This window comes from Moraxella porci DSM 25326, assembly GCF_002014855.1.
GTDB lineage: Bacteria > Pseudomonadota > Gammaproteobacteria > Pseudomonadales > Moraxellaceae > Moraxella > Moraxella porci.
In genome coordinates this window covers 178,640-201,073 of the sequence record NZ_MUYV01000001.1, presented here as the reverse complement: position 1 = coordinate 201,073, position 22,434 = coordinate 178,640, and the positions used below count along the sequence as shown (strand labels likewise).

16 protein-coding genes are annotated in these 22,434 nt (G+C 47.2%); 6 read left to right on the top strand and 10 right to left on the bottom strand.

Annotated elements, in window-relative coordinates:
• The first annotated feature begins 104 nt into the window (after nucleotides 1-104).
• From B0681_RS00965 to B0681_RS00955, 3 genes are all read left to right on the top strand, one after another.
• Nucleotides 105-1,313, top strand: a complete 1,209-nt coding sequence (locus B0681_RS00965) for an alpha-hydroxy acid oxidase (RefSeq protein WP_078317208.1) — start codon at nucleotides 105-107, stop codon at nucleotides 1,311-1,313.
• A gap of 186 nt (nucleotides 1,314-1,499) precedes the next feature.
• Nucleotides 1,500-2,453, top strand: a complete 954-nt coding sequence (gene metF, locus B0681_RS00960; protein WP_078316876.1) for a methylenetetrahydrofolate reductase [NAD(P)H] — start codon at nucleotides 1,500-1,502, stop codon at nucleotides 2,451-2,453.
• 92 nt (nucleotides 2,454-2,545) lie between these two features.
• The gene (locus tag B0681_RS00955) at nucleotides 2,546-3,274 is read left to right on the top strand and encodes a 16S rRNA (uracil(1498)-N(3))-methyltransferase (RefSeq protein WP_078316875.1); all 729 of its coding nucleotides are present in this window, start codon (nucleotides 2,546-2,548) and stop codon (nucleotides 3,272-3,274) included.
• Between the two features lie 4 nt (nucleotides 3,275-3,278).
• Here the strand turns inward: B0681_RS00955 and B0681_RS00950 are convergent, their stop codons facing one another.
• On the bottom strand, nucleotides 3,279-3,932 hold the full coding sequence (locus B0681_RS00950) for a hypothetical protein (RefSeq protein ID WP_143821210.1): 654 nt from the start codon (nucleotides 3,930-3,932) through the stop codon (nucleotides 3,279-3,281).
• Nucleotides 3,922-4,803: a dihydropteroate synthase gene (gene folP, locus B0681_RS00945; RefSeq protein ID WP_078316873.1), complete on the bottom strand. Its 882-nt coding sequence runs from the start codon at nucleotides 4,801-4,803 to the stop codon at nucleotides 3,922-3,924. Before folP ends, B0681_RS00950 begins: the two co-directional genes overlap by 11 nt.
• 170 nt (nucleotides 4,804-4,973) lie before the next feature.
• Here folP and hflX point away from each other — a divergent pair, with 170 nt between their 5' ends.
• Entirely contained in the window at nucleotides 4,974-6,398 is a 1,425-nt protein-coding gene (gene hflX, locus B0681_RS00940) for a ribosome rescue GTPase HflX (RefSeq protein ID WP_078316872.1), read from the top strand.
• Nucleotides 6,399-6,452: 54 nt separating this feature from the next.
• Here the strand turns inward: hflX and htpX are convergent, their stop codons facing one another.
• The 4 genes from htpX to B0681_RS00920 form a co-directional block, all read right to left on the bottom strand.
• The gene (htpX, locus tag B0681_RS00935) at nucleotides 6,453-7,358 is read right to left on the bottom strand and encodes a protease HtpX (protein WP_078316871.1); all 906 of its coding nucleotides are present in this window, start codon (nucleotides 7,356-7,358) and stop codon (nucleotides 6,453-6,455) included.
• Between the two features lie 212 nt (nucleotides 7,359-7,570).
• Entirely contained in the window at nucleotides 7,571-8,479 is a 909-nt protein-coding gene (locus B0681_RS00930) for a lytic transglycosylase domain-containing protein (RefSeq protein ID WP_078316870.1), read from the bottom strand.
• 245 nt (nucleotides 8,480-8,724) lie between these two features.
• A complete protein-coding gene (locus tag B0681_RS00925) occupies nucleotides 8,725-9,417 on the bottom strand; it encodes an LrgB family protein (RefSeq protein ID WP_078317207.1) in 693 nt (230 codons plus the stop codon).
• Nucleotides 9,417-9,830 carry a CidA/LrgA family protein gene (locus tag B0681_RS00920; protein ID WP_078316869.1) on the bottom strand — a complete coding sequence of 138 codons (414 nt, stop codon included), beginning with the start codon at nucleotides 9,828-9,830 and terminating at the stop codon, nucleotides 9,417-9,419. The genes B0681_RS00925 and B0681_RS00920 overlap by 1 nt, the downstream gene beginning before the upstream one ends.
• A gap of 718 nt (nucleotides 9,831-10,548) precedes the next feature.
• Here B0681_RS00920 and rpoD point away from each other — a divergent pair.
• A complete protein-coding gene (gene rpoD / locus B0681_RS00910; protein WP_078317206.1) occupies nucleotides 10,549-12,441 on the top strand; it encodes an RNA polymerase sigma factor RpoD in 1,893 nt (630 codons plus the stop codon).
• An 87-nt stretch (nucleotides 12,442-12,528) separates the two neighbouring features.
• Nucleotides 12,529-13,683, top strand: coding sequence for an AAA family ATPase (locus B0681_RS00905; protein WP_078316867.1), 1,155 nt, complete (start codon nucleotides 12,529-12,531; stop codon nucleotides 13,681-13,683).
• A gap of 59 nt (nucleotides 13,684-13,742) precedes the next feature.
• Here the strand turns inward: B0681_RS00905 and B0681_RS00900 are convergent, their stop codons facing one another.
• The 4 genes from B0681_RS00900 to B0681_RS00885 all read right to left on the bottom strand — a co-directional run bounded on the left by B0681_RS00900 (nucleotide 13,743) and on the right by B0681_RS00885 (nucleotide 22,256).
• Nucleotides 13,743-15,992: a site-specific recombinase gene (locus B0681_RS00900; protein ID WP_078317205.1), complete on the bottom strand. Its 2,250-nt coding sequence runs from the start codon at nucleotides 15,990-15,992 to the stop codon at nucleotides 13,743-13,745.
• A 317-nt stretch (nucleotides 15,993-16,309) separates the two neighbouring features.
• Entirely contained in the window at nucleotides 16,310-18,340 is a 2,031-nt protein-coding gene (locus tag B0681_RS00895) for an ATP-dependent helicase (RefSeq protein WP_078317204.1), read from the bottom strand.
• Nucleotides 18,341-18,532: 192 nt separating this feature from the next.
• Nucleotides 18,533-20,305, bottom strand: coding sequence for an acyl-CoA dehydrogenase C-terminal domain-containing protein (locus B0681_RS00890; RefSeq protein WP_078316866.1), 1,773 nt, complete (start codon nucleotides 20,303-20,305; stop codon nucleotides 18,533-18,535).
• 124 nt (nucleotides 20,306-20,429) lie between these two features.
• Nucleotides 20,430-22,256 (bottom strand): acyl-CoA dehydrogenase C-terminal domain-containing protein, encoded by a 1,827-nt coding sequence (locus tag B0681_RS00885; RefSeq protein ID WP_078316865.1) that lies wholly within the window; start codon nucleotides 22,254-22,256, stop codon nucleotides 20,430-20,432.
• Nucleotides 22,257-22,434 lie beyond the last annotated feature (178 nt).

The following is a 22,434-nucleotide window of genomic DNA, read 5'->3' as shown; positions in this document are numbered from 1 at the left end:
TAAAATACACAGCTGTTTTACAGTTTTATTTTGATAAAAAAGTCCTTCAATGAATTTTTATCAAAATAAAATTGATGCAAAACAACCCAAAAGAGCAATTTATTATGGCAGATCTAAGCAAAATCACCGAAATCGAAGACCTACGCCGCATCGCTGAGCGTAAAGTGCCTCGTATGTTCTACGACTATGTGGACTCAGGTTCGTGGACACAGACCACCTATCGCAATAACGAGACCGACTTTGACCGCATCAAACTGCGTCAGCGTGTCCTTGTGGATATGGAAGGTCGCAGCCTAGCCACGAAGATGATCGGTCAAGATGTCTCTATGCCTGTGGCCATCGCACCGACTGGCTTTACTGGTATGATGTGGGCGGATGGTGAAATCCATGCGGCGCGTGCTGCTGAGAAGTTTGGCATTCCATTTTCACTATCGACGATGTCTATCTGCTCTATCGAAGATGTTACTGAAAACACTTCTAAGCCGTTTTGGTTCCAGTTGTATGTCATGCGTGACAAAGAATTCATGCAAAACTTGATTAAGCGTGCCAAAGCTGCCAACTGCTCGGCACTGATTTTGACCGCTGACCTACAAGTACTTGGCCAGCGCCACAAAGACATCAAAAACGGTCTATCAGCGCCACCAAAGCCAACCCTAAAAAACATCCTAAACCTAATGACCAAGCCTGAATGGTGCTTTAATATGCTTGGCACCAAGCGTCATACTTTCCGCAATATCGCAGGTCATGCCAAAGGTGTGACGGATCTATCAAGCCTATCATCATGGACAGCTGAGCAGTTCGACCCAAGTCTAAACTGGGATGATGTCGCTCGCATCAAAGAACTGTGGGGTGGCCCACTGATTATCAAAGGCATCATGGAGCCTGAAGATGCTATCCTAGCAGCTCGCTCAGGTGCTGATGCAATGGTCATCTCAAACCACGGTGGCCGTCAGCTGGATGGTGCACCATCATCGATCGCTGCACTGTCTGACTGTGTACAAGCAGCACACGCTGAGAACTCAAACTGTGAAGTATGGCTAGATTCAGGCATTCGCTCAGGTCAAGATGTCCTAAAAGCCATCGCCCTAGGTGCAAAAGGCACAATGATTGGTCGCTCATTCCTATACGGTCTGGGTGCTTATGGCGAAGACGGTGTCCGCCGTGCACTTGAAATCATCTACAAAGAGTGCGACATCACCATGGCATTCTGTGGTCATACCAATATCAATACCGTAAACGAAGACATCTTTGTCAAAGGGACTTATGAGCACCTAAAATCAGGCAATCCACACATCACGCCGATTCGCTGGTAATCGCCTACAGCTTTGCCCCACGATGTATCGTGGGGTTTTGTTTATACCACCTTATGATGGCTGCATCGATCTGTTAATCCTGATCAGAATGTGAAATTCAAATTAACAAATCCGCCCATTTCTGCTATAATCTGATGATTTTCATCCAAGCTTAGCTTTGGATCATCCCATCATCACGAGAGACCCATGAAAGCCAAAACCCAAGAGCGTTTATCCGCCATCGAAAAACTGCTAAATGAGCTAAAAACCGATATTCATGAAGTGGCCACACACTCGGTCAGCGAACGCACCACCAAAGCCAAGACACCATTTTCGTTTGAGTTCTTCCCTACTAAAACTGACGAAGGTCAAGACAAGCTGCTTGGCGTCTTTGATGAACTGAACGCTTTGAATCCAAAATACTTCTCAGTTACCTATGGTGCCGGTGGCTCAACGCGTGAACGCACCTTAGGCATCGTCAAGGCGCTCATCGAAAAAGGCAGCACGCCAATCGCTCCACATATGTCATGTATCGGCGACACCAAATCACAAATCGGCGAGCTACTGGATTATTATAAAGCACTGGGCGTGGATCGCGTGGTGGCACTGCGTGGTGATTTGCCATCAGGTCAGGTCGGCTATGGCGAGCTGCCTTATGCACTGGACTTGGTCAAATACATTCGTGAACACAGTGCCGATCACTTCTCCATCAAAGTCGCCGCCTATCCCGAGATGCATCCACAGGCGCGTAATTTTGAAGCAGATATTGATAATCTGGTTGCCAAATATCATGCTGGCGCAAACGAAGCCATTACCCAATTCTTCTACAATCCTGACAGCTATCTGTTCTTGCGTGACCGCTTGACAAAAAAAGGCGTGCATCAAGATGACTTCCCAATCATCGCAGGTATCATGCCAATCACCAATGCATCAAACCTAATCCGCTTTGCAGATGGCTGTGGTGCCGATGTCCCACGTTATATCCGCAAACAGCTTGCCGACTATGGCGATGACAAAAAATCCATCCGCCAATTTGGCTTTGATATCGTGCATCAGCTATGCGAACGCTTGATTAGTGAAGGCGTGCCAAGTCTGCATTTTTATAGCATGAACCACACCGAGCCAAACAAAGCTTTGGTCGAAAGCTTGGGATTAATTTAATTTATCCAAAAACCGTCCATGAGTTGATGCCAGTTGATATGAGCATTAACTCATCACGGTTTTTAATTTTTCTTACCATTTATTGACGAATCATGTCCAGATTTTTTATTGAGACGCCTTTATCCGCGACGCTCATCGGTCAAAGTATCACCTTACCTGATGGCGTCTATCATCATTGGTGCAAGGTTTTGCGTGCCAAAGTGGGCGACACTGCGGTGCTATTTGATGGTACAGGCGGTGAATATACGGCAGAATTGATTAGTATTGATAAAAAATCAGCACAAGCAAAGCTTCATGCCCATAACCCCATCAATCGCACACCGCCTTTTGCAGTCAGTATCGGACTTGTGATGAGTCGTGGCGATCGTATGGATTATGCCATCCAAAAAGCGTGTGAAATGGGCGTACATCAGATTCAACTACTGACCAGCGAACGCTGTCAAGCACATCTAAAATACGAGCGAGATTTTAAGAAAATCGAACATTGGCAAGGTGTGGCGATCGCCGCTTGTGAACAATGCGGATTGAACATCATCCCATCCATCACTCCGCCTGTACCGCTTGAGTCATGGGTAGCAGATTGTGAAGATGCGCTAAAATTGGTACTGGCATTGTCAGATGGCAAGCCTACCTTCCCAAGCCCCCTGCCTAGTTCTATCGCTCTATTAATCGGTGCTGAAGGTGGCCTATCCCCTGCAGAGATCAGCTTTGCCACTGAGCATGGCTTTGTGCCTTGGACGATTGGCGAGCGAGTATTGCGTACCGAGACCGCCCCTGTGGTGGCATTGACGGCACTACATATGATTCATGAATTGGGTTAATTTACTACTGAGCGGTGGATAATTCTGGCTTTTGCCAGTGCCAATCATCTGGGAAATTGATACATTTTTGTCGTGCTTTTTCTTCGCTCTCCACCCTACTTAAATAACGCTCCGATGCTTTGAGCGGATACTCTGTGATATTATGGTTGGTTAAAAATACTTGATATTTTTGATAACTATCAAAGCTAATCACCCATCTATCCAAATAATTAAACACATGGTAAGTACTGATGGTTGTTGGAACTGTATCCAATCCACCATGGATTGTATCGCACAAACCGATATCCATTGTTAAGAGCAAATAATATTTACCGGATTTTTTATAATCAACGATACCAGTAATAGGATCGGTTTTTTGGTACATTTCATTAATGTAGTAATTGGTAATGGCATGATCATCCCAGTTCTGTAACCAATATGAATCGTAGTGCTCAAAACCTTCAACCAAGTAATAATTGTTTCTTAATTCAATTTTGTAAGGACCAATCAAATAATCCAAGGGATCGCCTGTTCTGATTGTGCTTTTAATCATACCGATTATTCCATAAAGCATTATAACCAACAATATAATTATCAATCCCCAAAATACCACACGACAAAACCAGACAAACGCACGATCCAAAAAGTGTAAGAGCCGCTTCATGGCATCACCCACCATAAATCTGCTGCCACATCGACAGCATCTGCACACTTTTGGCGACATCATGCACACGCACGATACTTGCGCCTTGTTGTGCCGCCAATAGCGACATCCCAGCACCGATGACATCTCGATCATGCGGCTGATGGTTTTGTAGGCTATCCAACTCCGTACGCTGCAATATCTCACCCAAAAACCGCTTACGAGACACACCAAACAACATCGGCAAATCAAGCTCCCGAATAACAGTATTTAGCTGCGTCATCAGCACCTTGTGATGCTCATAAGTTTTGGCAAAGCCCATACCAACATCAATCACCAACTGCTCACGAGCCACCCCAGCTGACACCGCCCGCTCAATGCTGTGCGACAGCTCGTCGATGACTTCACGGATGACATCAGTATATACCGCCAACTCATCCATCGTATCAGGCTCACCGCGGCTGTGCATCAGCACCACAGGCACACCAAGCTTGGCCGCCATCTGCACCGCCCCATCTCGTCGCAGTGCTCGCACATCATTGATGATGTCTGCGCCCGATTCGATACCCGCTTGCATCACCGCAGGATTACTGGTATCAAGCGACAGCCAAATCTCATCGCCAAAATGCTGACGAATCGCCTGCACCACAGGGACGACACGGCGAAGCTCTTCATCCGTGCCGACTGCGGTCGCATTGGGGCGTGTCGATTCGCCACCGATATCGATGATATGCACGCCATCAGCGATCATCGATTCGGCATGGGCAAGCGCCCGATCCACGCCATGATAGCGACCACCATCGGAGGACGAATCTGGTGTGACATTTAAGATTCCCATCACCTTTGGCGTGGATAAATCCAATGTCTTGCCATGTGCGTGTAGCTGTCTGATTGCTCGCTGTGACATAAAAAACTCACTTCATCCCAAAAATGCCTTATAATAGCATAAAATGTAGTTCAAGTGACACATTCGATGGTAAGTGGTACACCAAAATTCCCCATCACCATCCCATGTTGTTGCTTGCTGATTAATTGGTTAAAATTTATTTATAATAATATTTATCATAAGGATAAAATTTGCAATATTTTGACAGACATGAAGGTGGTGACAATGCCATCTTGGTTCATCTTGATATCCATCAAATCATCGATCCTGATGATTTAGAAGAGTTTCGCCTGCTTGTACATTCAGCTGGGGCAAACGAAATCGAAATCATCACAGGCAGTCGCAGTAAGCCGCACGCCAAATACTTCGTCGGCACAGGTAAAGCGGACGAAATCACCGATGCCGTGCGTCGTTTTCGTGACAGCACCGATGGCGAAAAAGGTGATGTGGTGGTGATTTTTAATCACACACTCACCCCGAGCCAAGAGCGAAATCTTGAAAAAATTCTAAAATGTCGTGTGCTAGATAGAACAGGTCTCATTCTCGATATTTTTGCTCAGCGTGCTCGCACTTATGAAGGCAAGCTACAAGTAGAATTAGCACAGCTAAATCATCTAGCTACTCGGCTTGTGCGTGGTTGGACACACCTTGAGCGCCAAAAAGGCGGTATCGGTCTGCGTGGGCCGGGTGAAACTCAGCTAGAAACCGACCGCCGATTGCTACAGATTCGTGTCACACAGCTAAAAGCCAAGCTTGATAAAGTCAAGCAAACTCGTGCACAAGGTCGTGCCAAACGCCAAAAGTCTGAAATCCCCACCGTGTCACTGGTCGGCTACACCAACGCAGGCAAATCCACGCTCTTTAACCGCCTAGCTGATGACAATATCTATGCCGCCGATCAGCTATTTGCCACACTCGATCCGACGCTACGCCGTGTCAAATGGCCGGGTGTCGGCAATGTCGTGCTTGCCGATACTGTGGGCTTTGTGCGTCATCTACCGCATGAACTGGTTGAAAGCTTTCATGCAACGCTCGAAGAGACGCTTGAAGCTGATCTGCTACTACACGTCATCGATACCGCCAGCGAAGATCGCCATGAGCAGATTGCCGCGGTCAATGATGTACTTGCCCAAATCAAAGCCGATGCGCCGATTTTGCTTGTACATAACAAAATCGACAAAAGCGGCGAACCACCTGCCATCTATTATCAAGATCATGGTGTACCGCATCGTGTCTATGTCTCCGCTCGTGAAAATCTAGGCATCGATCAGCTGATGATCGCCGTACAAGAGCTGCTCTCGGGCGAACTCAAAGAGTTTACACTCACCCTGCCTTATCATGCTGGCGGACTCAAAAACACTCTGCACGGTCTGGGTGTCATCACAGGTAATAGCTATGATGAGCTGGGCAAAGAAGTACTACAAGTGCTACTTGCACCCAGCAAGCTACAGCAGCTACTCGGTCAATATGCACTGGATGCTGATGAAGTCCTACCAAAAGCTCAGGCGGATAGCCTAAAACCAGTGCTTGAGCCTTTTGAAATGGTGCTTGATCAAGATAAAAATAGCGATGGCAAAGATGATGCTGAAGATGAGCTCGATCCTTTTTGTCATTAAACAAAAAAAGACTGTTTATATAAACAGTCTTTTTTTAGGAGTATAAGTCAGTGATCAGCCATGCAATTTATTCAAGGCGGCAATGCGATCGTCCAGCGTCGGATGTGAGCGGAACAGATTGGCGATGCTAAAGCCCTGCGACTGGCCTGACGCGATGGCAAAAGCTTTCATCGACTCTGGCATCTGATCAGGACGCGCTTCAGCAGGACGAAGTGCATTAAGCGCGCTGATCATCTGATCGCGGCCAGCTAACTTAGCACCCATCTCATCGGCACGATATTCACGCAGGCGTGAGAACCACATCACGATCGCCGAGGCCAAAACACCCAGTAAAATATCCATCACGATACTGGTGATGAAGTAGGCGATGCCTGGTGAGTCGCTTTCATTCTTAAAGATCGCGCGATCAACAAAGTTACCAATGATACGCGCAAAGAACATCACAAAGGCATTCACCACGCCTTGAATGAGCGCCAAAGTCACCATATCGCCATTGGCCACATGGCCAATCTCGTGCGCCAAGACAGCCTCTACCTCATCAGGGGTCATGGTGTGGATCAAACCAGTCGATACTGCCACCAGTGCGTTATTTTTGTTCCAGCCGGTAGCAAACGCATTTGGCTGCGCATTATCAAAAATACCCACCTCTGGCATGCCGATGCCAACAGCTTTGGCTTGGCGAGCGACGGTATCAACAAGCCACTGCTCGGTGCCGTTGCGCGGCGTGTCGATTACCACAGTACCCGTGGATTTTTTGGCCATCCATTTTGATAAGAATAGCGAAATCATTGAACCAATCATGCCATACAGCAAACACATGACAGCCAGGCTTGCATAATTAAGCCCGCCTGCGCTATGCACACTGCCTAGGCCGAACACTTGTGATAGCACCATAAATACGATGCTAAACACCACCAAGACAGCCAAGTTGGTCAGTAAAAATAAACCAATTCGCATCATCGAAGAATCATCCTTTTAAAAGCAAATTAAAACAAATTGAATCAAAATCTCATTGTCTTACTATTATAAAGACTAAATCACAAAATAAAAGGTAAAACTTGAAACGATTCAAGATTTTACCTTATTTTATACAAAAAGCTAACAAACTTTTGTCGCTGCGGCAACGAAACCTGAGCGCAGCTGCATCGATAGACACAGCTTAACTTTGAGCATCAGTCATTGTTTGAAAAATAAATACGGCCAGTAGCTTCACGGCTGATGATCGGATTATTTGGCGTTTGGTTTAACGGCTGCGCGTATGAGGTCGTGGTGGTACTCACCTGCGCTCTTGGGGCGCTATTCATCGCAAGTACAGTGCGGTTGGCGTCATAACCTTGGTATAAGGCAGCATCCATACGATAGATATTGTTATAGCGCTCATTGACCTTGACCACATAGTTGCGCGTCTCGCGAAACGGCGGAATACCACCGTGCTTACGAACGTTGCCAGGGCCAGCATTATATGCGGCGATGACATGATCAGGGTTGCTAAATTGGCCTTGTAGCCATGCCAGATAACGGGTGCCGCCCTCGATATTTTGGGCAGGATCCCAAGCGTTATACACACCCATATCACGCGCCGTACCAGGCATCAGCTGCATCAGACCCATCGCACCGACTGGCGAGCGTGCATTTGGGTTGAAGGTTGATTCGGTGTGAATGACGGCTTTGACCAAGGCAGGATCGACGCCGTGGCGCATGGCTGATTCACGAATCAAGTGATCATAAGCACTGCGGTCTGAATAGCCACCTGAGTAGCTGCTGTAACTACTGGCTGCAAAGTTCGCCGAATAGTTGGTCGTAGGCTGACTGCTGGTGTACAGACGCGAGGTCGTTTGGGTGGTTGAGCCAGCTTGGGTGAATTTTTGGGTGCTGCCACTGCGTGATTGCAGATTGGTCAGCAATGCCGATTCCACAGCATTGTTGTTATTTGATAAGGTATAAACAGAGGCCACGGTCGCATTCGAAGAGGCTTGTGGCGCGATATATACCGATACAGGATTTTGGGCAAATGCACTACTGCTTAGCATGCCAAATGTCGCCAAGCCAAGGGCGTTCAGATGGATTTTTGAAGTTTGCATATTGTCTATTCGTCTTGTTGATGATTAAAATTGCTGCGTATTATACCACAAAAATTATAAATAGCACGGCAAAAGCCAGTTTGCTACAAAATGCTACAGTTCAGCAAAACTGTCATTCTAGTATTTGTCAGGTTTTGCAGAAATTTGATTAAGCATCTTGGCGCACATAATCACAATTTTTTATCAGTTTTTATGATAAATCAGTCTGATGAATAATCGCTCTATGCATCATCATGACCGCCTGATTAAGACAACCACCACAGCACCGCCACAGGCAGCCACATGGCAGTCACCAAGCCATTGATCGCTAGACCAAAGGCAGCATAGCGCCCTGCAGTCGGACTGATCGTCCAAGCCTCCACCGTGCCGATGGCATGCGCCACCAAGCCCAAAGCCAAGCCCTGCACCCTTTCATCTTGAATGTTGCGAAACAACAGACGACAGACGCCAGCCCCCAATATGCCTGAGACAATGATAATCAAGTTGGCCATCACCAAAGGCGCATCGATGATTTGCGCCACAGACAAGCCCACAGGTGTGGTCACTGAGCGCGTGGCAAATGCCAAAATCGTCTCCATATTCAGCATCAAGGCATAAGCCAAAGCCATCGGCAAAAGCGCTCCAACCAAGCTTGCCATCACGACGACCACGCCCAATTTTTTGACCGGCAAACCCTTAAAATCCATACCTGCCAAAGGTACGGCCAAAAGCACTGTACTATAGCCAAGCAGTCGATCAAAAACTGGTCTGGCATGCGCATAGTAAATATGATAATCCAGCCCAATGATCACTAGCAATACCAAAGTCAGTACGATGGCGACGATGATCATCGGAATGCCTTTGATGTATTTATTCAAATATCGCAAAACAAATTTGGCGCCGACATGCGCAATCAATGTGACAATAAAAGCGATGGCGATCGTCGTAGTATCCAGCATCATAGCTCATCTCCTTTGACATGCTTTTGCTCTTGATTGAGCCAGGCTGCCGAAAGCTTGGCAAATGCCCACAGCGGAATCACTGTGCTGATGATGATCACTGCCGATACTGGCAATAAATCCGCGCCCAAGCCAAACAACAAAATCCCTGCACCTGCCGAGACTGGCAAAAAAGCAAAACCGCTATCAACCAACAAGGTGCTGGCCGACCCAGATAACCATGTTGGCAGCCCCACCGTCATCCGCACACCCACCAGCAGAATGAATAAACTGATTAAACCAACGATATTTGCCGCACTTGGCATCCCAAACCAAGTACACACCACCAAAGCCAGCTCACGAAAACCGACCACGATGGCGATCGTCGCCAGCATCCCCAACCAAAACTTAGCCCTGCTGTGTGTGCGCTGCATCATTCCTCCTGAAATTTGATTGATAAATTATATAAAGTAATCAGTTTGGCCAATCCATCCACCAAACTGACAAACTTAACACCATCACTTAACACCATCAAAGCCAGACGACGCCCAAGCTTGTCATCATCATATAGCGATATTGGATGTGCTGGACTTATTATACACCGCTCTAGTTGATGGCTGATGTTAAATACAGTGACTGCTTGGCAGCTGCTTGATAGTTTAACTATAATTTACATTGAAACATTATCATATTTCAAGGTCAAGCCAGTGACTGCTATGTTCATCATTTTTTCAAATGATGGCTTGACGCTCAAAGATTCTATTCAGTGGCTAAATTGGCTTAAAAAAACGGATCAAATTTAACTGAGGCGCATGCTGACTTTCAACAGCACTGCTGATTGATGACATTGATAAAAGTGGCTGAAATAGCAAGTGCCTATTTTAAGAATAAATCATTGATCCGCCTTTTAAAATCACCCATCCATCCCCATTAATCGATTAATGACATGCGATAATGCGATTATTACCAAATCAAAACTGTGCTGCACAGTTATAGACCACAGATTCAGACGCAGTCATTGACCGCATCCGTATGATGCTGTTTTTGGGCTAATTTGCTGTCTTGAAAGATGCCCAAAAAGCCAGTATAATGAAATGTTTTTTACGCCTCTGATTTTCATCAAAATTTTCACGCTATAAGAGATCTATGCACATGAGTGAACATAATTACACCGCCGAAGAGCACGACGAATCATCCTCGCAGCTGGCTGCACTGATTCGTTTGGGCAAGGAACAAGGCTATCTCACTTATGCAGAAGTGAACGATCAGCTGCCTGACTCTGTCACCGAAAGCGATCAAATCGAAGACATCATCCAGATGCTTACCGATGTGGGGATTCAAGTGTTTGAAGTTGCCCCGGATGACGATGATATATTGTTGGCTGATGCTGGCAGCGACGATGAAATGGCAACCGATGAAGCAGCTGCCGTGCTGGCATCGGTCGAGACTGAACCTGGCCGCACCACTGATCCTGTACGTATGTACATGCGCGAAATGGGTACGGTCGATCTTTTGACTCGCGAAGGTGAGATCGGCATTGCCAAACGCATCGAAGAAGGCACGCGTGAGGTGCAGTACATCATGGCGTATTGGCCAGGCACGGTTAAATTCGTGCTGGATGAATATCAGCAAGTTTTAGAAGGTGAGAAAAAAATCTCCGACATCGTCTCAGGCTTTTTGAGCGCTGATGATAGCGAATTTGAACTTGGTGAAGAAACCGAGCTTGAATTAAATGAGCCCAAGGCAGGCGATCTTTCTTTGGAAGATGATCTGGATGATGATGACAGCGATGACGATGACGGCGCGATGGATGCCGATGCTGATGACTCAAGTCTTGATCCAGAAGAGGTAAAAGCCCGATTCGATGAGATGCAGCGTCTATATGACAAATCTCAAAAGGCGCTTGAAAAATACGGCCGTGGCAGCAAGCAAGCCAAAGCTGCTGAAGACGAGCTGGCCAACCATTTCATGCTCATCAAGCTCAACAACCGTCTATCAGATCAAGTGATGAGTCTGATGCGTGAAGTCTATGAAGATGTTCGTGCCAATGAACGCCGTATCATGAAGTTGGTGATTCGCCGCGGTAAAATGCCACTGGATGAGTTCAAAAAAACTTTTCCAAGTAACGAAACCAATATCGAGTGGCTCACGCATCGTATCGAGGGTAAACCTGCTTTTGCTGAGACGCTGGCCAAAATCGAACCTGAAGTCGTCGCACTGCAACAAAAAATCCTCGCCTATGAGCAACAGCTACAGATGGACATCCGCGACATGAAAGCGGTCGCTCGCCAAATGGCCATCGGTGAAGCCAAGGCACGCCGAGCCAAAAAAGACATGGTCGAAGCTAACTTGCGTCTGGTGATCAGTATCGCCAAGAAATACACCAACCGCGGCTTGCAGTTTCTTGACCTAATCCAAGAAGGTAACATCGGCTTGATGAAAGCGGTGGATAAGTTTGAATATCGCCGTGGCTATAAGTTCTCCACTTATGCGACATGGTGGATTCGCCAAGCCATCACCCGCTCAATCGCTGACCAAGCACGCACGATTCGTATCCCTGTGCATATGATCGAGACGATCAACAAAATCAACCGTGTTAGCCGTCAGCTACTCCAAGAAATGGGTCGTGAACCGACGCCAGAAGAACTGGGTGAACGCCTAGATATGGACGAAGCCAAAGTCCGTAAAGTACTAAAAATCGCCAAAGAGCCAATCTCTATGGAGACGCCAATTGGTGATGATGAAGATAGCCACTTGGGTGATTTTATCGAGGATAACACCATCTCAAGCCCGATTGAGAATGCTACCGCCGAAGGCTTGCGTGAAGCAACTCGTGAGGTGCTCGATAATCTGACCGAAAGAGAAGCTAAGGTCTTAAAGATGCGTTTTGGTATCGATATGCCAAGCGATCATACGCTTGAAGAGGTGGGTAAGCAGTTTGATGTGACGCGTGAGCGTATCCGCCAGATCGAAGCCAAGGCTCTGCGTAAGCTGCGCCACCCATCTCGCTCGGAGCATCTGCGTTCATTCTTAGAAAACGACTGAGCGACCATACGCCCTTTGGCTTGCCGATGACTGTGATGAGCGGTTGTCGGCAAGTTTGTTTTTAGCACCAGATATATTGGATTGATTATGAAATTTTTGGAATCAAAATACTTTCGCCCACGCACCATCGCCACCGAAACCTACATCGATGGCCAATACCATCTGACTACCCAGCCGATCGATGAGCGCATCAAATCAGACATTACGCCATTTGAAGAGCTGATCAATTCTATGATGCCAAGCATCAACTTTCGTGGTGATGATGTGGTGATTAAGCGTTCGCATTTGGCGCAATTTGTGCAATGTACCGACTTTCATGTGGTGCGTTATGATCGTCATACAGGTCAATTTTTTGCTGCTGAGTTGTGCTATTTTCACCCAGAGTATGAGTTTTTCTTATTATTAAGTGAAGATCTGAGCAATGAATATGACAAAACCATCATCGAATCTGGCTATTATAGCGTCGTGCGCTTGGCCTATAACTCCCAAAAAGCCGATGCACTGACAAAGATTCGAGCATTTTATGAGGCGTATTTAGAAAAATACATCTCTTCTGAGGCCAAAATCTCGCTACTGCTCAAAGAAGGTCAGGATTTGGTGTTTAAGTCACATACCATCAAGCCCTTAGCACTCGATTTGGCAACCATGTATAATGATGACTTTTTGCCAGTACACCAAAAAATCAAAGAATCCCTAAGCGATGGCAACAAAGGTCTGGTACTGCTACATGGTTTGGCAGGATCAGGCAAAACCAATTACATCAAGTGGCTCACCGCCCAAATCCCCAATAAAAACTTTATCTTCGTGCCGAATAATCTCATTGGCGCTTTGGCCGAACCGCAGTTTATGAGCATGCTGATTGACAATAAAAACTCGGTGTTGGTGCTTGAGGACTGCGAAAACTACATCGCCGAGCGTGTCGGTGGTGGCAATACATCTGATGTGGTATCCACCATCTTAAACATCGCTGATGGCATCTTATCTGATGTGCTAGAATGTCAATTCATCTGCACCTTCAATGCCGATTTGATGGACATTGACCACGCGCTGCTGCGTCATGGCCGCTTGATCGCAGAATATCAATTTGGTGCGCTGACTGTCGAAAAAGCCAATGCCTATCTGGCCAGTGTCGGCAAAGACATCACGGTGGACCAGCCGATGACGCTGGCTGCGGTAAGTAACATCGATGAGACCGAATATAAATCCAGTCCAGCCCAAAAAAGCTTTGGTTTTATCGGTTAATCTAAAGTTATAAAAAATCTCGCAACACACATTGCGAGATTTTGTCAGCTTATATTGGCTTATGGCAGCTTTGGCGGATTGGCCGGTTTTGGCAAAGGCTGAATCCCCTCATCTGCAGACGATGACTCAGGACGCTTTTTAAGATTGCCCTCTTCATCAAGCTCATCATTGTGATAAGCCTCAATGGCCTCACGAATATCCTCAGGCTCTTTTTCTTGACGATCTTCCTTGGGCTTATTGCGCCCCAAGCGTCGCACGATGGCATCGGCATAGACCCGTGTTTCTTTGTCATCACCCGTTTCTTCAAAGATCATCTCACCTAGGCTATTGATCTTGGCATATTTGACCGTTTGTTTACGCGGCCAAAAAAAGTCGGTTGGGCGAGTGAAAAAATGATTAGTCACCAACTGATACAGTCGCTTCCACTCCATGAATTTGACTTCTTTTGAGCGCAAAGCCACCATCAAAGCCAGCGAAAAACTCACCAAAAGGTTCACCATACCGATCAGTAACACCCCTACAAATGACAGCGCTGCTATCTGCCAAGTCAGATGCTCAGGCGACAAATAAAACAGTCCATGCACGAAGTTTGCTGAGGCAAAGGCAATGTGGCGGATGTCCAATGGCAAACCCAACATATAGCCAACCGTCGCGGTACTGCCCAAAAAGCAACCAAAAATAAAATTGCCCATGATGGCGCCAAGATTAGCCTCAATAAAGCCGCCCATTTTATTCAGCCATCGCGCTGGCATCACGCGCACCAACACCCAATGCCGACGGATGCGCTCGCCAATCTTATTATAGGCGGCCAAATTATCATAATACCCTGCAATCAAGCCCGACACGAATAAGAACACGCCTGCGATGGCGGCATGTGGCAGCGCCAATGAACGGATCGGATCTAAGTCATGCAGCAGATGAGCCGCCTGCGCGCCATCAATCATCGGCGTGCCTTTCAGATAATTCCATGACAGCGCGATCAGTAGCGCCACTGGCATCGCTACAGATATGTTGCCCAAAATGGCGATAAACTGAGTACGCAAAATATCAACGACCAATTCAGCAAGCTTGGTCAGCTGTTGGGTTTTTTTGCCTGAAGATCCAGAGATGGTCGAGGCGATCGCCGCGGCCGTCATTGCAGGCTGTTTGGTTGCGACTGTCCCTCGAGCGATGTGAATGAACACAAAGCCCAAGCCATAAATCATGCTATTGACAAAAGCTCGACCCACAGGCGCCAAGGCCAGATGATAAGCCAAAGTCTTTAAAGTTGCCATAAAACCGATGAACAAGCCACCGATGGCAGCTTTTTTATACATCTTACGATAGCCTGTGCTGTCGGTACTGATGTAATGCTCACCGACACGGCCAGCATTTTCGGTGACTTTACGCGACAGCAATCGGGTATTGGATTCGATGAGCGAGCTAAAGCTGTAGCGCGTTTTGGCGGTTTGTACCACTTCGACCGTCAGATCGACGATCGCTTGATCGCGCTTATGCTCAGCATTACTAACCAACTCCACCAAAGTACGCATTCTTTGCAAACTTTGCTCAAGACGCGCCAGCATATTAGTCAGGCGAATCGAAATGCCTGTTTTATAGACACGCTTTCTTAGTGTATCGACAATGTCCTCACACTGCTCGACCATCACCATCAGTGGTGCAGGATCGATGTCTTGTTCAGGCATCACATCAGTCATCAGATCCAGCTCATGCGCCTGACGATACTGATTGACAAATAAGATGGCTTCTTGGTTTTGGGCGACGAATGCCGCTGAATAATTCAGTAGCTCTGGATAAAAGTTCATCAGCTCTGGATGCAGACCAATGCCGCTCACGCGATATGATAGGACGACGATGGCGTTTAGAATGCTGTTTTTGGCTTGAGCCACCAAACTTAAATCCTTCTCATCAGGTCGGATCAATGGCACCAACGCATTCCAACGATCTTCGCCGATCGATTCCACCCATCGCCAGTCGCTGCGCTTATCAAATAAATAATTGGCCAGCTCCACCACTGAATCCTCATCAGGCAAGAGCGGCAAAAAACGATGGCTGATCAAGCGCGATACACTGCTTGAAAAGCTTTGATCTGAGGCGATACCTGTGTCGGTATATAAGGTAATTTGGCGATACTGGATGATCAGGCGCAAAATGAATGCCGCCAACCCTGATCCGTATTCAGGATTGGCCTGCAACAGCTCAATCAGCTCATCAATTCTGGCATCGGCATTTTGCTCATCTTCATCGACGACTCTTAGAGCGTCAATCAAGCGCTTTAAGGCTTCGGGTTCTGGCAACTCTTGCAGCATGACAATGCGCTGCAATATCAATTCCAAATCCGAAGTATCACTGTCTAACACAATCAAACTCCAATTAGGCTATCATCGCACATCAAAGAAATATCCTGCAACTTTGGCAAGTCATCACCCATTTAAGCCGTAAGAATATTTCGCTGATTTGGCAAAAAATTTACGCTACTGTATCACATTTGACCCGTTTTACCAAATTTCTATGGTAATCAACTGCGCTAAATTGTTTCAAAAGTTTGTCAATGTGACAGTATTGGTTATCACTTTGCAAGTGACAGCATTGAATGGCGATAATGCATGCAATAACCAATAAAAGATCAAAATATCAGCTCATCACTATCCCAATCGATGCCGATTTTTGGTTTATTGCGCGACTGATACTCATAATAACCACCAGATGTTGACTTTGCGCCTTCTGGCACGGCATTGATCAGCAGATCATCAGGCACATGGCTCAAAAAATAACTCTCTGCGCTGGCATGATGATCTGAGTGATGCATCGACCAAGTGTTGGCATTTTGGCGAGTGAGGATCAGCTCATCTTTGGCGCGGGTCATCGCTACATACAGCACCCGCCGCTCTTCTTCGATCTCATCGAAACTGCCAGCAGCTCGGGCGTGCGGGTATTGGCCGACAGAGGCATTGACGATATAACAAACCTCGCACTCGGTACCTTTGGCTGAGTGGATGGTAATCAGCGTCACCACATCATCATTATTCTGACGCGTCACCTCACTGTAGGATACTGGCTCTAAAATATATGCCTCAATAAAATCAATCAGCGTATCATGCCGCTTGGCCAGCTGCTTGATCAAATCAAAATCTCGCACACGACTTGGCCAGTTTTTCTTATCATAGTTTTGTTCAAGCTGCTCGATCAGTGCATCCACCGCGATGCCGACACTCACCTCTGGTTTGAGCGGCGTGTCGATGAGCCGAGTCAGTGCATCGAGGGCTGGCTCAGGCACTTTGCTTTTTTGTCGTAGCAGTTCAATGCGCGCCTTCAGATCTGGCAAATCGGCCATTTCATTGGTTAATTTGGCCGCACCCGCATCGCCGATGCCGCGCCACAAAGTCAAAAAACGAATCCAAGCCAGCTCATCAGCAGGATTTGCCGTGACGCGCAGCATGCTCAGCAGATCTTTAACATGTGCCGATTCCATCAACTTAACACCACCGATGAACATATAAGGAATCCCTGCATCAATCAGCGCGCTTTCAACCTGACGACCTGAATATGCTGACCGCAGCAAAATCATGTGATGATGCCAAGGACTGCCGGTGTTATAACGCTTTTTGAGGTCTTGAATGATCCATCGAGCTTCCTCAAATTCGTTGGCAAATGTATAAAGCTTGGGTTCGATGCCACTGCCACGATGCGCAGTCAGCCGCTTTTTATAATCCAACGGGCTTTGTTCAAGCAGCCAATTTGACAAATCTAAAATCCCTTGGGTTGAGCGATAATTCACCGTCAAAGTCAAAATTTTCGCCCCCGGCACACGCTTATCAAAGCTGTGAATATTTTGAAAATCCGCACCACGAAAGCCATAAATTGACTGCGCATCATCACCCACACAAAACAGATGACTACGGCCAATTAAGGGTTTGATGATCAGCCACTGCAAAGGATTGGTGTCCTGCATCTCATCAACCAACAGATGCTGTAGCGATCCACTGACTTTATCAAGCAGCCAAGCATCGGCATTGAGATAACGCGCCACATACTCTAAGATGTCATCATAATCCAGATAGCGCCGCGCTTGTTTTTGTTGTTCATAGTCTTTCATCATCTGTTTGATGACATCCGCCTCTTCGATAAAATCTGGCAAATGCTTTTGTAATGCCTCTTTAAAGGCGCATTGGGTGTTGCGCGCATAAGAGTAGGTATCGGCCAGCTCTTTTGGCTTGGGCAGTCGGTCGGTTTGGTTGGATTTTTTGGGATTTTGCTCGTTTTGTGCATTTTCAAGCTTGGCACGAATGAGCTTAAACATCATCAGCTGATCATCGCGATCAATGATATTAAAGCCTTTTAAATCAAATACATGCGAATATCGGCGCAAGATGGCCAAACAAAAAGTATGAAAAGTTGAAGCCTTGAGTCCTGCGGCTCGCTCACCCAAATGCGCCTCAACTCGGCTGACGATTTCGCTGGCAGCTCGGCGCGTAAAGGTGACAATTTGGATCTGCTCAGCAGGCACACCTTGATCGATCAGATGCGCTGCACGCGCGACGATGGTTTTGGTTTTGCCGCTGCCTGCGCCAGCCAGCACCAGAGTATTGGGAGATGTGGTGGTCGCCGCTTGGCGCTGATCGTCATTGAGTTCTTGAAGCAATGTGTCTATGGTCATATCGATACCGACGGATGAAATGGCTGTTTGTGTTAGATTAACAGACGATGGCTGAATGCTCAAGTGCTTAGCAAAAATTATCACCCAAATTCATCCATCCTTTGCCCGATGGCATCGCTGTTTTGGCAGCGACAGGCGTATTTTAATAAAAAAGGACAGATACAAGATCTGTCCTTAGCTAGGCCATGTCAATTAAGCGAAAAACTCAGCATCAAATGCCATGATGCTGTCTGCACCCGACTTGGCCATATTGGCATGAGCATACAAATCAGGCAAGCTGCGTGCCACGAAATAATCAGCCAATTTGCGGCGCGAGTCATAAAACTCGCCAGTTTTGCCGTCGCTGGCTTTTACGATCAAAAGATACATATAAGCATAGCACAGATAGCCAACCGCGTGCAGATAATCCACGGCATTGCCATTGATGGCATTGGCATCGGTTTTGGCGGCATCGAGCATCACCGATGTCAGTGCAGCCACCTCATCGGCAGCGTCGATCACCGCTTGTGTGATCGCATGATCAGGGGCATCTTTGGCGGCTTGTTTGATCTCATTGATGAATGCCATCATCGCGCGTCCGCCATCTTTGACAACCTTGCGACCCAAAAGATCCAGTGACTGAATGCCATTGGTGCCTTCATAGATCTGGCTGATGCGCGTATCGCGTACGATCTGCTCCATGCCCCACTCGCTGATGTAGCCGTGGCCACCAAATACCTGCTGACAATCGATGGCTGCATCAAAAGATTTGTCCGTGACAAATGCTTTGGCAATCGGCGTCAATAAGGCGACTTTTTGAGCGGCGGCTGATTTTGCATCAGTATCGTCACTGAATTTGGCGATATCCAGATTTTGGGCAACATACATCGCAAAGGTACGTGCAGCCACGCTGTTGGTCTTGGCGTTCAAAAGCATACGACGCACATCAGCATGATGAATGATCGGATCGGCTGCTTTATCTGCATTTACCACGCCAGTATCAGCACGGCCTTGCAAGCGATCTTGGGCGTAGGCTGCTGCATTTTGATAAGCCAATACGCTCGCGCCCAAGCCTTGTAGCCCCATGGTCACGCGCTCGTAGTTCATCATCACAAACATTGCGGCCAAACCTGCGTTTTCCTCACCGACCAGATAGCCTTTGGCAGCATCAAAATTCATCACACAAGTTGCCGAAGCCTTAATGCCCATCTTGTGTTCGATCGAACCTGCTTTGACGCCGTTGCGTTCACCGATGCTGCCATCTTCATTGATCAAAAACTTCGGCACGATAAACAGTGAGATGCCCTTTGAGCCAGCTGGCGCATCTGGTGTCTTGGCCAGTACCAAATGGATGATGTTCTCTGCCAGATCATGCTCACCGCCAGTGATAAAAATCTTGGTGCCAGTGATCGAATAGCTGCCGTCATCGTTTGGCACGGCACGCGTTTTGATAATGCCAAGATCTGTGCCTGCATGTGGTTCAGTCAGACACATAGTGCCTGCCCATTGCCCCTCATACAGCTTTTGCAAGTATTGCTGCTTTTGTGCTTCGCTGGCCACCGCCAACAAACATAAGCTTGCGCCCACCGTCAGATTCGGATACAGCGCAAAAGACTGATTGGTGGCAAACAGCATCTCTTCGGTCAGCATGGTGACCATCTTTGGCATGCCCTGACCGCCAAATTCTGGATCACCGCCCAGACCAATCCAGCCTGCCTCTGCATAAGCTTTGAATGCTTCTTGAAAGCCTGTCGGCGTCTTCACCACGCCATCGCCCAGATATTGAGCACCCTCTTGATCGCCAGACTGATTGAGTGGCAGCAGCACTTCGGTGGCAAATTTTGACATCTCATCTAAGATCATGTCCACCGTATCTTCATCGACATGCGCCAACTGCTCATTGTTCGCCCAAAATTTCGGCGCATCAAACACTTCTTTTAGGGTAAAACGCATCTCATCAATCGGAGCGGAATATTTCAATGACATAAAATTTCCTTTTTATCCATTTTATCAAAGTTAACTGTGGCAAAACGATTGCTATTTGCCATTTTTGGTTATCGCGCAATCAGATGGATGATGGCACGCCTGCCTGCCATCATCGTATCACGCATTAGAACACAAACTGCTCAACATCCATGCTCATCAAAGTCTCTTCGCCAGCATTGATGCGAGCAACATGCACTGCATGGCGTGGCAATAACTTGGCAAAATAAAATTCTGCGGTCTTCACCTTGGCATCATAAAATCCGTATTCGCCATGCAAAGCCTTGTCCGCATCTAGGCTTTCATCAAAGCTTGCCAATTTGGCTTTGGCGACTGCAGCCATGCGCGCCCACAGATAAGCCAAAGTCACATAGCCGCTAAAGAACAGATAATCAACCGCAGCTGCGCCGATGGCTTCTGGGTTTTGAGTGCCTTGCATACCGATACGCGAGGTCACATCTGCCCATTGCTTATTTAGCTTGGCCAACGGACGGATGAACTGACCCAGCTCATCATCATCGCTGTGTTCTTGACAGAATTTATGGATGATTTTGGTGAAATTAGCCAGCAAGCGACCTTGACTGCCCAGCACTTTTCGACCCAACAAATCCAGCGACTGAATCTCAGTCGTACCCTCGTATAGGCAGGCGATACGGGTGTCGCGGACATTTTGTTCCATACCCCATTCACTGATATAACCATGTCCGCCATAGACTTGTACACCATGGTTCGCGGATTCATAGCCCGTCTCGGTCAAGAAAGCTTTGGCGATCGGTGTCAATAACGACAGCATCTCATCGGCAAATTTCACTTCAGCTGGGTTTTCGCCCTTAGCGACGATGTCGGCAAATTGAGACAGATAATACACCAGCGCACGGCCACCCTCAGCAAAGGCTTTTTGGGTCAGTAGCATATTGCGCACTGCAGGATGATGGATGATGGTATCTGCAGGTTTATTTGGCTCTTTGATACCAGATAAGGCACGCATTGCTGTACGCTCTTTGGCGTAGCTGAGTGACCCTTGAAAAGCAAATTCAGCCGCCGCTAAGCCCTGAATCGCTGTGCCAATACGAGCAACATTCATAAAGGTGAACATGCAGTTTAGACCACGGTTTTCAGGGCCGATCAAATAGCCTTTGGCAGCATCAAAATTAATCACACAAGTGGCTGAGGCTTTGATGCCCATTTTATGTTCAATAGAGCCACATACCACGCCATTACGCTCACCAACCGAGCCATCGTCATTCACCAAAAACTTTGGCACGATGAACAACGAGATGCCCTTGGTGCCAGCAGGTGCATCAGGCAATCGCGCCAGCACGATGTGGATGATGTTTTCGGTGAGATCATGCTCACCAGCTGAGATGAAGATCTTTTGGCCTGTGATGGCATAGCTGCCGTCGTCATTTGGCACAGCGCGTGTCTTAATGATACCCAGATCCGATCCTGCATGCGATTCGGTCAGACACATGGTGCCAGACCATTGCCCTGTATTCAGCTTTTCAAGATAAGTGGCTTTTTGAGCTTCAGTGCCGTGATGCTCGATGGTCTGTATCGCGCCATGCGATAAGCCAGGATACATGGCAAAAGCCCAGTTGGCAGTACCCATAATTTCGCTCACAGCACTACCAAGTGAAGTGGATAATCCCATGCCACCATATTCAGGATCGGCATTGATCGCAGGAAAGCCAAGCTCACAATACTGCTGATAAGCCTCTTTAAAGCCGCTCGGCGTATAAACATTGCCGTCTTCGAAGCGGCAGCCTTCCATGTCGCCCGTACGGTTCAGCGGTGATAGCACGCTTTGGGCAAAATCAGCCGCGGCTTCTAAGTAGCTATTGACGGTGTCGGTATCAAGCTCTTGATACGCAGGCAATTTTCCATAATGCGCCTGACTGTCTAGCAGCTCATGCATCACAAATTGAATGTCACGAAGTGGTGCTGTGTATTGCATATCTCTATCCTTTTTTCAGTTAGCATGTCAATATTGATGCTAATAAAATAGCCAATGCAATCTATGAATGCAAATGCGCCATCTGACTGATGGGTCATAAAATAATCCAGACCATCGCCAGTCATTGATTATTTAATAAAATAACTTATTAAATTATAAAATAAAACCGCCCAATCAT